Origin of the sequence: Rhizobium sp. CIAT894, from assembly GCF_000172795.2 — a bacterium.
Taxonomy (GTDB): domain Bacteria; phylum Pseudomonadota; class Alphaproteobacteria; order Rhizobiales; family Rhizobiaceae; genus Rhizobium.
In genome coordinates this window covers 3,261,227-3,275,487 of record NZ_CP020947.1, presented here as the reverse complement: position 1 = coordinate 3,275,487, position 14,261 = coordinate 3,261,227, and the positions used below count along the sequence as shown (strand labels likewise).

At 61.1% G+C, this 14,261-nt stretch carries 12 protein-coding genes; 7 read left to right on the top strand and 5 right to left on the bottom strand.

Translation table 11 applies throughout. The annotated features are described in order from the left end of the window. Positions 1-120: 120 nt before the first annotated feature. Positions 121-396 carry a hypothetical protein gene (locus RHEC894_RS16245; RefSeq protein WP_010067943.1) on the top strand — a complete coding sequence of 92 codons (276 nt, stop codon included), beginning with the start codon at positions 121-123 and terminating at the stop codon, positions 394-396. Here the strand turns inward: RHEC894_RS16245 and RHEC894_RS16240 are convergent, their stop codons facing one another. Together RHEC894_RS16240 and RHEC894_RS16235 are read right to left on the bottom strand one after the other, a co-directional pair. Next, a complete protein-coding gene (locus tag RHEC894_RS16240; protein WP_085738041.1) occupies positions 397-864 on the bottom strand; it encodes a hypothetical protein in 468 nt (155 codons plus the stop codon). A gap of 87 nt (positions 865-951) precedes the next feature. After that, on the bottom strand, positions 952-1,956 hold the full coding sequence (locus RHEC894_RS16235) for a LysR family transcriptional regulator (RefSeq protein ID WP_085738040.1): 1,005 nt from the start codon (positions 1,954-1,956) through the stop codon (positions 952-954). 270 nt (positions 1,957-2,226) lie between these two features. Between RHEC894_RS16235 and chvE the strand changes: the two genes are divergently transcribed. From chvE to araD, 6 genes are all read left to right on the top strand, one after another. Further along, a complete protein-coding gene (gene chvE, locus RHEC894_RS16230; RefSeq protein ID WP_085738039.1) occupies positions 2,227-3,291 on the top strand; it encodes a multiple monosaccharide ABC transporter substrate-binding protein in 1,065 nt (354 codons plus the stop codon). Positions 3,292-3,384: 93 nt separating this feature from the next. Then, positions 3,385-4,923 carry a multiple monosaccharide ABC transporter ATP-binding protein gene (gene mmsA, locus RHEC894_RS16225; RefSeq protein WP_085738038.1) on the top strand — a complete coding sequence of 513 codons (1,539 nt, stop codon included), beginning with the start codon at positions 3,385-3,387 and terminating at the stop codon, positions 4,921-4,923. Continuing rightward, positions 4,920-6,131, top strand: a complete 1,212-nt coding sequence (mmsB, locus tag RHEC894_RS16220) for a multiple monosaccharide ABC transporter permease (RefSeq protein WP_085738037.1) — start codon at positions 4,920-4,922, stop codon at positions 6,129-6,131. Before mmsA ends, mmsB begins: the two co-directional genes overlap by 4 nt. Before the next feature lie 117 nt (positions 6,132-6,248). Next, a complete protein-coding gene (gene araD1 / locus RHEC894_RS16215; RefSeq protein ID WP_085738036.1) occupies positions 6,249-7,244 on the top strand; it encodes an AraD1 family protein in 996 nt (331 codons plus the stop codon). Between the two features lie 66 nt (positions 7,245-7,310). Then, positions 7,311-8,744 (top strand): aldehyde dehydrogenase family protein, encoded by a 1,434-nt coding sequence (locus RHEC894_RS16210; RefSeq protein WP_085738035.1) that lies wholly within the window; start codon positions 7,311-7,313, stop codon positions 8,742-8,744. A gap of 59 nt (positions 8,745-8,803) precedes the next feature. Then, positions 8,804-10,543, top strand: coding sequence for an L-arabinonate dehydratase (araD, locus tag RHEC894_RS16205; RefSeq protein ID WP_085738034.1), 1,740 nt, complete (start codon positions 8,804-8,806; stop codon positions 10,541-10,543). A 166-nt stretch (positions 10,544-10,709) separates the two neighbouring features. Here araD and RHEC894_RS16200 read toward each other — a convergent pair whose 3' ends face one another. Genes RHEC894_RS16200 through RHEC894_RS16190 form a run of 3 tightly spaced genes read right to left on the bottom strand, consistent with a single transcriptional unit; the run spans position 10,710 to position 13,897 of the window. Further along, positions 10,710-11,534 carry a transglutaminase family protein gene (locus RHEC894_RS16200; RefSeq protein WP_010069341.1) on the bottom strand — a complete coding sequence of 275 codons (825 nt, stop codon included), beginning with the start codon at positions 11,532-11,534 and terminating at the stop codon, positions 10,710-10,712. Positions 11,535-11,546: 12 nt separating this feature from the next. Continuing rightward, complete coding sequence (locus RHEC894_RS16195; RefSeq protein WP_012484822.1) at positions 11,547-12,488, bottom strand: alpha-E domain-containing protein; 942 nt, start codon at positions 12,486-12,488, stop codon at positions 11,547-11,549. After that, positions 12,488-13,897, bottom strand: coding sequence for a circularly permuted type 2 ATP-grasp protein (locus RHEC894_RS16190; protein ID WP_049736073.1), 1,410 nt, complete (start codon positions 13,895-13,897; stop codon positions 12,488-12,490). The genes RHEC894_RS16195 and RHEC894_RS16190 overlap by 1 nt, the downstream gene beginning before the upstream one ends. Positions 13,898-14,261: the final 364 nt, after the last annotated feature.

Here is a 14,261-nt window from a genome sequence, read left to right as displayed (position 1 = left end):
CGTCAAGCCCGCGGCTCTTTCACATTTGCAAGATTCGAACTAAAGACAAGCGCCGCGCAGGCCGAAGCCAGCGCGGCACGTGCTAGAGCCACGTGCGACATATGCGACCGCGGAGCAGGAATGCAACTCATCGATCCGAAACATCCGGCATACCAGCGTCTTTGGGTGCGCATTGCCATCGTTGCCGTCTGCTTCGGCTGGGCCGGGGTCGAACTGATCACCGGCGATCCGTTCTGGGCGGTGCTGGCGGGAGGCGCCGGCGCCTATTCCTTCTATATGCTGTTCTTGACCTTCAAGCCGCAGCCTGAGGTCGCCGCGGCGCCAGCCGAGCCTGACGCCGAGGAGGAAGAGGAGAGCCCTCAGGCGAAGCCGTCGAAGGACGGGCAGGCGGAATAATCAGCGCAATCGCCGCAGTGCTTCGTCGATCAGCAGATTGGCGAGCATCATGCGCTTCGTCGCATTGTCGCGGAAGGGCGAAGCGACGCCGTCGGGATGATTGGCGCGGGCGAAGGCGCGGCGCTTCTCGCCGAGCGTCAGCGGCGTATCGGCAGCCGAAATCGCCAGCTCGGCGGCAACCTCCTGCGGCGCCGTGCGGGTGAGATGCTCCGGCATCACGGGCTCCGGTGGAGCTAAAGGCGCCGGTTTTTCCACAGGCCCGGCGGCGGCCTCGATATCCAGATTGTCGAAATAGGCCTGGCCGAGGCGTTGCGAGGCGACCGAAACACCCTCCATGACATCGAAGGCCAGCCCGGTGCCGAGGCCGGCGACGCGATGGACGACCGGCGCTTCGGCCTCATCTGTTGTCTCGTCCTCCGCCTTCAGCCGCTCGAGGACTGATTGAAATACCGACTGTCCGAACAGCATCCACCTTCCTTTCGAAAGGTATTAAAGCAGAGCAAGATGGCGCCGGGCTTGTCGCCCGAAACCGCATTCGCTTTTCGCATCATGCGCCTAGCCGGCCTGCTTCAGGCTCTCCTCGAGGATAATGTCATAGAGCAACCTTGCGCTCGGCGGCAGCGCCCTCTCCTTGGCGGCGATCAGGCTGTAGGGCTTGACGTTGATGTCGAAATCGATCGGCAGCATGCGCACATCGGAGGCCTTGGCGCCCTGGCCGGCGAGGAACTGGGCGACGTCGATGGCAACGGGGGCGATCGCATCGGTTTCGCAGATGATCGCGCAGGTGAGCAACAGCGATGAGGTGTTGACGATATTTTCCGGCAGAGCCACGCCGCGCGACAGGAAAATATCCTCGATCGTCCGGCGCAGCAGCGTGCCCGGCGGCTGGAACACCCAGTCGTAATCCCTGACGTCGGAGAGGCTGCTCGCCTTCTGCTTCAGCAGCGGATGGCTCTTGCGCACGATCAGGCAGGCCCGCTCGACGCCGATCTCGGTCACTTCGAACAGGCGCGGGTTGAGGTCGTCGGGAATGCGGCCGATGATGAAGTCGTGGCGGGCGGCGAGCAGTTCGCGGGCGAGCACATTGCTGGTCTCCACCTGGATGTTGATCTCGATGCCGGGATAGGCCTTGCGAACCCTGTTGATCGCCGGCACGACGAGGCTCATGGCCGGCGCCGTCACCGCGCCGATGAAGACCGCGCCGCCCTTGCCGCTCTTCAGCTCGCCGATTTCGCGGCTCGCCTCGCGCAGTTCCAGCAGGATCTTCCGCGCCCGTCTGGCGAGCGCCGCGCCGAAGGTCGTCAGCACCACGCCGCGGGCCACCCGCTCATAGAGCTGGGTCTTGGTGATCGATTCCATTTCCGACAGCATGCGCGATGCCGCGGGCTGCGAAATGTTCAGGACTTCCGCAGCTGCGGAAATCTGTCCACTATCTTCGATTGCGACGATCATCCGCAGGTGATTCAGTTTAAGTCCTGCACGTAAAAGGTTGTCATCGCCGAAATTATCACTGTGGATATCGACGTGGTCCATCGAAAGCGGCTCGGAAACAATCGTCATGGTTGCAGCCTCCCCGCTGCGCTCCATCAAAAGTAATACTTTTTAACGATATACCAAAATTGTTATGCACTTTACCAGTTATTCTATTTGACAGTTATAGGAATCCATACCAGTTTGCCGCCGTGTGCTGGTTGGCACTCAACACGTGTGAGATCGTGGAGGAGACCTACTTCGTTTCTCACCATCTGAAGTAACTATCCAATACGGAACCTGCCACAGTTTCGGGCGGGCGATTTTTCGTCCGCTGATCTATCAACAAGGGAGAGAGAAATGAAATCCATTATCTCATTGATGGCTGCGGCTGCCTTCGGCGTCGCTTCGTTCGTTGCACCGGCTATGGCCGCAGATAAGGGCACCGTCGGTATCGCAATGCCGACCAAGGCTTCTGCCCGCTGGATCGACGACGGCAACAACATCGTCAAGCAGCTGCAGGCCGCCGGTTACGGCACGGACCTGCAGTATGGCGACGACGACATTCCGAACCAGCTTTCGCAGATCGAAAACATGGTCACCAAGGGCGTCAAGGTTCTCGTCATCGCTTCGATCGACGGCACCACGCTTTCCGACGTGCTCCAGAAGGCACACGACGCCGGCATCAAGGTCATCGCTTACGACCGTCTGATCCGCAATTCGGGCAATGTCGACTACTACGCGACCTTCGACAACTTCCAGGTCGGCGTTCTGCAGGCTGGTTCCATCGTTGACGGCCTCGGCCTCAAGGATGGCAAGGGTCCGTTCAACATCGAACTCTTCGGCGGTTCGCCGGACGACAACAACGCCTTCTTCTTCTATGATGGCGCCATGTCCGTCCTGCAGCCCTACATCGACTCGGGCAAGCTGGTCGTGAAGTCCGGCCAGACCGGCATGGACAAGGTCGGTACGCTGCGTTGGGATCCGGCAACGGCCCAGGCTCGCATGGACAACCTGCTCTCGGCCAACTACACCGACGCCAAGGTCGATGCCGTCCTGTCTCCCTATGACGGCCTCTCGATCGGTATCATTTCGTCGCTGAAGGGCGTTGGTTATGGTACTGCGGCTCAGCCGCTCCCGATCGTTACCGGTCAGGACGCTGAAGTTCCGTCGGTCAAGTCGATCATTGCTGGCGAACAGCATTCGACGATCTTCAAGGACACCCGCGAACTCGCCAAGGTCACCGTTGCCATGGTCGATGCCGTCATGTCCGGCAAGGAGCCTGAGGTCAACGACACGAAGACCTACGACAACGGCGTCAAGGTCGTTCCGTCCTATCTGCTGAAGCCGGTTGCTGTCGACAAGACCAACTACAAGCAGATCCTCGTCGACGGCGGTTACTACACCGAAGACAAGCTGAAGTAATACGAGATGGCCGGAACCCGCGCTTGCGGGTTCCGGTCTTCGATTTTATGATCGCCCGGCCGCTTGACGGCCGGAGGCGCTGGAACTTTGACTATGGACAATACCATCCTTGAAATGCGGAGCATCACCAAGACGTTCCCTGGCGTCAAGGCGCTGGAGAACGTGAACCTCAAGGTTCGCAAGGGTGAAATTCACGCATTGGTCGGCGAAAACGGGGCCGGCAAATCGACCCTGATGAAAGTCCTGTCGGGCGTTTATCCCACCGGAAGTTATGACGGCGACATCGTCTATGAAGGCGAGACGCGCAACTTCAAGGCGCTGAGGGACTCCGAAGAAATCGGCATCGTCATCATCCATCAGGAACTGGCGCTGGTGCCGTTGCTGTCGATCGGGGAAAACATCTTCCTCGGCAACGAGAATGCCAAGAGCGGCGTCATCAGCTGGGACGAGACCTTCAACCGCACGAAGCAGCTGCTCAAGAAAGTCGGCCTGTCCGAATCTCCGAATACGCTGGTGACCGATATCGGCGTCGGTAAGCAGCAGCTCGTCGAGATCGCCAAGGCGCTGTCGAAGAGCGTCAAGCTGCTCATCCTCGATGAGCCCACGGCCTCGCTCAACGAAAGCGATTCCGACGCGCTGCTCATGCTGCTGATGGAATTCCGCAAGCAGGGCATCACTTCGATCATCATTTCCCATAAGCTGAACGAGATCCGCAAGGTCGCCGACCAGATCACGGTCCTGCGCGACGGCATGACCGTCAAGACGCTCGACTGTCACGCCGACGAAATCAGCGAAGACATCATCATCCGCAACATGGTCGGCCGCGATCTCGAGGACCGCTATCCGCCGCGTTCGGTGCCGATCGGCGAAACCATTCTCGAAGTCAAGAACTGGAACGCCTACCACCAGCAGCACCGCGACCGTCAGGTCCTGCACAATATCAACGTCACCGTCCGCAAGGGCGAGGTCGTCGGTATCGCCGGGCTGATGGGGGCAGGGCGCACCGAATTCGCCATGAGTCTGTTCGGCAAGTCCTATGGCCACAAGATCTCAGGCGAGGCGCTGATGCACGGCAAGCCGGTCGACGTCAGCACCGTGCGCAAGGCGATCGACGCCGGTCTCGCCTATGTGACCGAAGACCGCAAGCAGCTCGGCCTGGTGCTCAACGACACGATCCTGCACAATACGACGCTCGTCAATCTGAAGGCGGTGTCAAATGCCTCGGTCATCGACAGCGTCAAGGAATCGCGCGTGGCGACCGACTATCGGTCGAAGCTGCGCATCCGTTCCTCCAGCATCTTCCAGGAAACGGTCAATCTGTCCGGCGGCAACCAGCAGAAGGTGGTGCTGTCGAAGTGGCTGTTCTCCAATCCCGATATTTTGATCCTCGACGAGCCGACGCGCGGCATCGACGTTGGCGCAAAATACGAAATCTATACTATCATCAATCAGCTTGCCGCCGATGGAAAGGGCGTTCTGATGATCTCGTCGGAAATGCCCGAACTGCTTGGCACGTGTGACCGCATCTACGTGATGAACGAAGGACGCATCGTCGCGGAACTGCCGAAGGGAGAAGCAAGCCAGGAAACCATCATGCGCGCTATCATGCGCTCAGGGGAGAAGAAGCAATGACACCGATCAATCAACCCATCGCTGAGCAGGGGCGTGTCGTCTCCATCGGAGACTATATTCGTGGCAACATCCGCGAATACGGCATGTTCATCGCGCTCATTGCGATCATGGTGTTCTTCCAGATTTCGACCGGTGGCGTTCTCTTCAGGCCGCTCAACCTGACCAACATCATTCTGCAGAACTCCTTCATCGTCATCATGGCGCTCGGCATGCTGCTGGTCATCGTCGCCGGCCATATCGATCTTTCGGTCGGCTCGGTCGTCGGCTTCGTCGGCGCCATCGCCGGTGTGATGACGGTGCAGTGGCACACCAACTATGTCCTGGCCGGTATCATCTGCCTCGCTCTCGGCGCGCTCGTCGGCGGCATCCAGGGCTATTTCGTCGCCTATCACAAGATCCCGTCCTTCATCGTCACGCTCGCCGGCATGCTTGTTTTCCGCGGGCTGACGCTGTTCGTCATGACGGCATCGGGAACCGGCACCAGCATCGGTCCCTTCCCGCCGGACTTCCAGCTGATCAGCATCGGCTTCCTGCCGAACCTGCTCGATACGGGCGGCATCAACTCGACCTCGATGATCCTGACCGTCGTCGGCGCCGTTACCCTCTTCTACATGGCGTGGCGCAAGCGGCTGTCGAACGAGAAGCACGGCAACGACGTCGAGCCGATGGGCTTCTTCCTCGTCCAGAACATCGTTGTTGCCGTCGCCATTCTGGCGCTCGGCTACCAGCTGTCGATCTATCGCGGCTTCCCGAATGTGCTTGTCGTCATGCTCGTCCTCGTCGCTGCCTATGCCTTCATTACTCGTCGCACGACGATCGGCCGGCGGATCTACGCCATGGGCGGCAATGAGAAGGCCACCAAGCTTTCCGGTATCAACACCGAGCGGCTGACCTTCCTGACCTTCGCCAATATGGGTCTGCTTGCGGGCCTGGCCGGCCTGATCGTCGCGCTGCGCCTGAATTCGGCGACGGCCAAGGGTGGTTTCGGTCTCGAACTCGACGTCATCGCCGCCTGCTTCATCGGCGGCGCATCGGCCCAGGGCGGCGTCGGCAAGGTGACGGGTGCGGTGATCGGCGCGTTGATCATGGGCATCATGAACAACGGCATGTCGATCCACGGTCTCGGCACCGACTCGCAGCAGATGGTCAAGGGTGCGGTGCTTCTCGCCGCCGTGTTCTTCGACGTCTACAACAAGAACAAGGGCTGAGCGCCTAAGCGCAGCCCCGGCATTCGCAGTCATATGAATGATGGATTCCGGCTCCCGTGGGAGCCGGACAGGCGGAGCTTTTTCTTAAGACCCGCCGAAACGAGAAGGATTGAAGTCGTGCTTATTTCCCAGATCAAGGGTGCCAACGGAGAGATCGTCGTCGCCGTGCGCGAGCAGGGCGGCGCAGCCAGGTCGGTGAAGAACGCCGGCAGCGTCTATGCGCTGGCGATGGAAGCCGCCGACGGCGGCAAGTCGCTTGCCGCTGTTATCGAGGCCCATGGTTACGGCGATGCCGTCGATCTTGAAAAGGCCTATGCGGACGGCCGCTTCCTGCCGCCGATCACCCATCCGGACGCCGCCCACCTGCATCTGACCGGCACCGGTCTGACGCATCTGGGTTCGGCCGCCACCCGCGATTCCATGCACAAGAAGACCAGCGAGGCGGCCGAGGAAACGCTGACCGACTCGATGAAGATGTTCAAGATGGGCCTGGAGAACGGCAAGCCGAAGGCTGGCGAAAAAGGCGTGCAGCCCGAATGGTTCTACAAGGGCAACGGCTACGGCACGGCTGCCCCCGGCGCGCCGCTCGTCTCGCCTTCCTTCGCGCTCGACGGCGGCGAAGAGCCTGAAATGGCCGGCATTTACGTGATCGCCAAGGACGGCTCGCCGTTCCGCATCGGCTTTGCCCTGTCGAACGAGTTTTCGGACCACGTCACCGAGCGGATCAACTATCTCTATCTGGCCCACTCGAAACTGCGCCCGGCCGCCTATGGTCCGGAAATCCGCATCGGCGCCGCACCCGACGATATCCGCGGCACCTCGCGCATCAAGCGCGGCGACAAGGTGATCTTCGAAAAACCCTTCCTGTCGGGCGAAGCGAACATGTCGCACACCTTCGCCAACCTCGAATATCACCATTTCAAATACGGCATCTTCCGTGTTCCGGGGGACGTGCATGTCCACATGTTCGGCACCGCGACACTGTCCTTTGCCGACGGCATCAAGGCGGAAGAGGGCGATGTCTTCGAGATCGAAGTCGCCGAATTCGGCCTGGCCTTGCGCAATCCGCTGAAGGTAGCCGCCGAGGAAGAGATTGCCGTCAGGCAGCTCTGATTTTTGAGATCCGGCCGCTTGGTGGCCGGATCGTGATGTAAACGGTAAAGGAGGCTTGTTGAGCCCATGACCATTTATCAAAACCTGATCGCCGGCGAATGGGTCGGCACGGACGCGACGAAGAACATCAACCCGTCCGATACGAACGAGGTCGTCGGCCTCTATGCCAACGGCAGTGCCGAAGACACCAAGAATGCCATCGCCGCCGCCAAAGCCGCCTTCCCGGCCTGGTCGCGCTCCGGCATCTGGGAACGCCACGTCATCCTGAAGAAGGCGGGCGACGAGATCATGGCGCGCAAGGACGAGCTCGGCGCGCTGCTCGCCCGCGAGGAAGGCAAGACCCTGCCTGAGGCGACCGGCGAAGTCATCCGCGCCTCGCAGATCTTCGAATTCTTCGCAGGCGAAGCCCTGCGGCTGGCGGGCGAGGTTATCCCGTCGGTTCGCCCGAACATCGGCGTCGAAATCACCCGTGAGGGCCTCGGTGTCATCGGCATCATCACGCCGTGGAACTTCCCGATCGCCATCCCCGCCTGGAAGATCGCGCCGGCGCTCGCCTACGGCAACACCATCGTCTTCAAGCCGGCCGAACTCGTGCCGGCCTGCTCCTGGGCGATCGTCGACATCCTCAATCGGGCAGGGCTGCCGAAGGGCGTCCTGAACCTCGTCATGGGCAAGGGCTCGGTCGTCGGCCAGGCGATGCTCGAAAGCCCCGACGTTCACGGCATCACCTTCACCGGCTCCACCGGCACCGGCCGGCGCGTCGCCGCCGCCTCCATCGAGCATAACCGCAAGTTCCAGCTGGAGATGGGCGGCAAGAACCCGATGGTGGTGCTCGACGACGCCGATCTTTCCGTTGCCGTCGAAGCCGCCGCCAATTCCGGCTTCTTCTCGACCGGCCAGCGCTGCACGGCGTCCTCGCGCCTCATCGTCACCGAAGGTATCCACGACAAGTTCGTCGCAGCCCTCACCGACAAGCTGAAGACGCTTGTTGTCGACAACGCGCTGAAGGCCGGCACCCATATCGGTCCGGTCGTCGACGAGCGGCAGCTGAAGACCGATACCGACTATATCGAGATCGGCAAAAAGGAAGGCGCCAAGCTCGCCTTCGGCGGCGAGGTCATCTCCCGCGAGACGCCCGGCTTCTATCTGCAGCCGACGCTGTTTACCGAAGCGACCAACCAGATGCGCATTTCGCGCGAGGAGATCTTCGGACCTGTGGTCTCGGTGATCCGGGCCAGGGATTACGACGAGGCGCTTGCCATCGCCAACGACACGCCGTTCGGCCTTTCGGCCGGCATTGCCACGACCAGCCTGAAACATGCGACGCACTTCAAGCGCAATTCGGAAGCCGGCATGGTCATGGTCAATCTGCCGACGGCAGGCGTCGATTTCCACGTTCCCTTCGGCGGTCGCAAGGGTTCGTCCTACGGCCCGCGCGAGCAGGGCAAGTACGCCGCCGAGTTCTACACAACGGTCAAGACCGCCTACACGCTGGCTTGAAATATCCGATGATCCGGGCCGTACGAGGCGGCCCGGCAATCACTTGAAGGACAGAGACGATGAAAAAGAAAGCCGAATGGCCGCGCAGGCTGAGGTCGCAGGAATGGTATGGCGGCACGAGCCGCGACGTGATCTATCACCGCGGCTGGCTTAAAAACCAGGGATATCCGCACGACCTGTTCGACGGCCGGCCGGTGATCGGTATCCTCAACACCTGGTCGGATATGACCCCGTGCAACGGTCATCTGAGAGAACTCGCCGAGAAGGTGAAGGCAGGTGTCTGGGAGGCCGGCGGCTTCCCGCTCGAAGTGCCGGTGTTCTCGGCTTCGGAAAATACCTTCCGCCCGACCGCGATGATGTATCGCAACCTCGCCGCGCTTGCGGTGGAAGAAGCGATCCGCGGCCAGCCTATGGATGGCTGCGTGCTGCTCGTCGGCTGTGACAAGACCACGCCGTCGCTGCTGATGGGTGCCGCCTCCTGCGATCTGCCCTCCATCGTCGTCACCGGCGGGCCGATGCTGAACGGCTATTTCCGCGGCGAGCGTGTCGGCTCCGGCACGCATCTGTGGAAGTTCTCCGAAATGGTGAAGGCCGGCGAGATGACTCAGGCCGAGTTCCTCGAAGCGGAAGCGTCGATGAGCCGCTCGTCGGGCACTTGCAACACCATGGGCACCGCCTCGACGATGGCGTCGATGGCCGAAGCGCTCGGCATGGCACTGTCGGGCAATGCCGCGATCCCGGGCGTCGATTCCCGCCGCAAGGTCATGGCGCAGCTGACCGGCCGCCGCATCGTGCAGATGGTCAAGGACGACCTGAAGCCGTCCGAGATCATGACGAAACAGGCCTTCGAGAACGCCATCCGCACCAATGCGGCGATCGGCGGATCGACCAATGCCGTCATCCACCTGCTTGCCATTGCCGGCCGCGTCGGCATCGATCTTTCGCTCGACGACTGGGATCGCTGCGGCCGTGATGTTCCCACCATCGTCAACCTGATGCCATCGGGCAAATATCTGATGGAAGAGTTCTTCTATGCAGGCGGCCTGCCCGTCGTGCTGAAGCGCCTGGGCGAAGCCGGCCTTCTGCACAAGGACGCGCTGACTGTCTCCGGCGAAACCGTCTGGGATGAGGTCAAGGACGTCATCAACTGGAACGAGGACGTCATCCTGCCGGCTGAAAAGGCGCTGACCTCTTCGGGCGGCATCGTCGTGCTGCGCGGCAATCTGGCGCCGAAGGGTGCAGTACTGAAGCCTTCGGCCGCCTCGCCGCATCTCCTGGTGCACAGGGGCAGGGCCGTCGTGTTTGAGGATATCGACGACTACAAGGCGAAGATCAACGACGACAATCTCGACATTGACGAGACCTGCGTCATGGTCATGAAGAACTGCGGCCCGAAGGGCTATCCGGGCATGGCCGAAGTCGGCAACATGGGACTGCCGCCGAAGGTGCTGAAAAAGGGCATCCTCGACATGGTGCGTATATCGGACGCCCGCATGTCCGGAACGGCCTATGGTACCGTCGTGCTGCATACCTCGCCGGAAGCGGCAGTCGGTGGGCCGCTCGCGGTCGTCAAGAACGGCGACATGATCGAACTTGACGTGCCGAACCGCCGCCTGCATCTCGACATCTCAGACGAGGAATTGGCGCGCCGTCTCGCCGAATGGCAGCCGAACCATGATCTGCCGACGTCGGGTTATGCCTTCCTGCATCAGCAGCATGTTGAAGGCGCCGATACCGGCGCCGACCTCGACTTCCTCAAGGGATGTCGCGGAAACGCTGTCGGCAAGGACAGCCACTGAGCAGGGACGCATCCGAAATTGGATCGTTTAAAAGGCGGGGTGCAAGCCCCGTCTTTGGCTTTTTACCAAGGGCGAAGCTATTCCTTCGGCATGCTCGCATTGGCGAGAGTACGTGCTGCGAGAGATCGATGGGGACCGAGAGGCCGCGTTCTATCCCTCGGAGCCCTCAGCTCTGGCTTTGGCTTTGCATCTGCCCGCCGTTCTCGACCTTGACGGTGACCGACAGCGTCTCGCCCGGCGTGCCGATGCGCATACCGGAAATCGGCGCGGCGTCGCGGTAGCAGAGGCCGGAGGCGATCCTGACGTAACGGGCATCCGGGCAGATCTCGTTGGCCGGGTCGAATCCGACCCAGCCGAGGCCGGGAATATGGGCTTCGGCCCAGGCATGGGTCGCTGCCTGTTCGACCTTTTCCGCCATCATCAGATAGCCCGAGACGTAGCGGGCCGGCACCTGCAGGGCGCGGGCGGCGGCAATGAAGATGTGGGCGTGATCCTGGCAGACACCACTCTTTTTTTCCAGCGCCTGTTCGGCCGTCGTCTCGGTGTTGCTGGTGCCTGGCCTATAGGCGACCGTCGTGTGGATCGCCGCCATCAGCGCATGCATGCGGGCAAGCGCGTTATCGCCAGCGACACTCTTGACGAGTTCCTTGACCAGCTTGCCGCTCTTGGTCAGCGGCGTTTCCCGCAGGAAGAGCCAGAGCGGACAGAAGCCGGTATGCGGGCCAGTGACGCCGTTATTGTCGGCGGTCTCGACTTCGCCTTCGGCGAGAATGCGCGTCACGTGCTGCGCGCCTTCCAGTGAGACCAGATTGACGTGATTGCCATATTGGTCGTCATATTCCACCTCGGGCGTGGCGCCCTCGACGTTCAGCGACCAGGCGAGCACCTTCTGGGCGGCTGATGTCGGCGGCGTCAGTCTGAGGCGCTGCAGCGAGAATTGCGCCGGTTCGTCGTAGCGGTATTCGGTGAGGTGGCTGATCTTCAGTCTCATGTTCTGATCCGCTTAAACGTAGAACCGGTAGCCGTCGGAAATCTCGGCGCCGAGCTGGTTGTTGCGCGAGACGAAATCCTCGAGGAACTCATGCAGGCCCTGATCCATGATGTCGCGGATTGCTCTGGTCTGCAGCGTGGTGCGGATCGCATCGGCGGTATCGTGGGCAGGCAGCCGCGCCTCGTAATCCTGGGCGAGGTAGCCGAGATTGCTGACGATCTTCTCGTAACAATAGGCAAGCGAACGCGGCATCTGGACGTTCAGCGTCAGGAAGTCGGCAATGTTCATCGCCCGGTATTCGCCGTCATAGGCCCAACTATAGGCGCGGTGAGCGGAAACCGAGCGCAGGATCGATTCCCACTGGACGTTGTCGAGCGACGAACCGACCGCCGAGACCGAGGGCAGCAGCACGTAGTATTTCACATCGAGGATGCGGCTGGTATTGTCGGCCCGCTCGATGAAGGTGCCGATGCGGGCGAAGTTATAGAGCTCGTTGCGCAGCGTCGAGCCATGGAAGGCGCCACGGATGAGGCCGGCGCGGCGCTTGATGACGTCGATCACCTCCGGCAGGTCGGCGGCCTTCACACGCTTTTCGAGCAGCGCCTTCAGCTCGATCCAGCATTCGTTGGTCGCTTCCCAGGTCTCCCGCGTCAGCGCGGTGCGCACCATGCGGGCATTGTTGCGGCCGGATTCGATGCAGGACATGACGCTCGACGGATTGGCGCGATCGCGCAGGAGATAGTCGATCGCTTCAGCGTTGGTCAGCTTCGTGCGGCTCTCGTCATAAGCCTCGCGCACGCCGGCGCTTTGCAGCACGCCATCCCAGTTGTCGTCGCCAGCGCTGCTGCGGGTCAGCGACATGCGCAGCCCGGCATCGACCAGGCGGGCGATATTTTCGGCGCGCTCGATGTAACGGAACATCCAGTAAAGGCCGTTTGCAGTTCTTCCGAGCATCAGTCCTCCAATACCCAGGTGTCTTTGGTGCCGCCGCCCTGGCTGGAATTGACCACGAGCGAGCCCTGTTTCAGCGCAACGCGGGTAAGTCCGCCCGGAATGATCTGAACCTTGTCGGAGACGAGCACATAGGGGCGAAGGTCGACATGGCGCGGCGCGATCCCCTTGTTGACGAGGATCGGCACGGTGGAGAGCGACAGCGTCGGCTGGGCGATGTAGTTGTTCGGCTTGGCCTTCAGCTTCTCGGCGAAATCGGCGCGCTCCTTCTTCGATGCCGTCGGTCCCACAAGCATGCCGTAGCCGCCGGAGCCGTGCACTTCCTTGACGACCAGCTCTTCGAGGTGCTCGAGCACGTATTTCAGGCTCGATGCCTCCGAACAGCGCCAAGTCGGCACGTTTTCGAGCAGCGCCTTGCTGCCGGTGTAGAATTCGACGATCTCCGGCATGTAGGAATAGATCGCCTTGTCGTCGCAAATGCCGGTGCCGGGCGCGTTGGCAATGGTGATGTTGCCGGAGCGGTAGACATCCATGATTCCGGGAATGCCGAGCGCCGAATCCGCCCGGAAGGTGAGGGGATCGAGGAAATCATCGTCGACGCGGCGGTAGAGCACGTCGATCGCCTCGTAACCGCGGGTCGTGCGCATCTTCACCTTGCCGTCGATGACGCGCAAGTCCGAGCCCTCGACCAGTTCGACCCCCATCATGTCGGCGAGGAAGGAATGTTCGTAATAGGCCGAATTATAAATGCCGGGGGTCAGCACCGCGACGCGCGGCTTGCCGGTGCAGCCGGGAGGGGCGAGGGAAGCAAGGCTCTGGCGCAAGAGGTAGGGATAGTCCTCGACGCGCTGCACCTTGTTCTCGTGGAAGAGTTCCGGGAACATCTGCATCATGGTTTCCCGGTTTTCCAGCATGTAGCTGACGCCGGAAGGCGTGCGGGCATTATCCTCCAGCACGTAGAACTGGTCCTCGCCTGTTCGTACGATGTCGGTGCCGACGATATGGGTGTAGACGCCGCCGGGCGGGCGGAAGCCGATCATCTCCGACAGGAAGGCGACGTTGTTTTCGATCAATTCGCGTGGAACGCGACCGGCACGGATGATCTCCTGCTTATGGTAGATGTCATCCAGAAAGGCGTTGAGCGCGATCACCCGCTGCTCGATACCCTGGGCGAGCTTACGCCATTCGCGGGCGGAGATGATGCGCGGAATGATGTCGAAGGGAATGAGCTTTTCGGAGCTATCGGCATGGCCGTAGACCGCAAAGGTGATGCCGGTCTTCCGGAAGATGTTTTCCGCGTCGCGGGACTTGGCAATCAGATGCGACCGGTCTTGGCTGTTGTACCACTCGAAATATTTTTCATAAGGCGGGCGAGGACTTTCGTCCCCGGTAATCATTTCGTCAAATGCCAAAGGTGCGGCTCCCCTTTTTTGTTCATTTGAATACAACGCAAATTGCAATGCAAGAACCATGCGCGTTTCGGGGAAAAGATTTTGCGTTGCGGGAAAAAGGGGGAATTGGGGGGGGGAAGCGAGGTGGCGGGTGGTTGTTCCGCAAGTACTGCGTAAAAAATGAGCAGGTGGTGACTTTTCGCTCGACCGATATGTGGAGCACAGCCTTCCCACTTGCTCCCTCCTGTGCTCGTCACAGGAATCCAGCCGACGCGCGTCGGCGCGGCGAATGACTTCTACGGTGAAGTGAGTCTCCTGCGCCCAAGGACTTGGGCGCGCTGGATCCCTGTGACGAGCACGGGATGAGGGTGGGCGGGGGATGTGT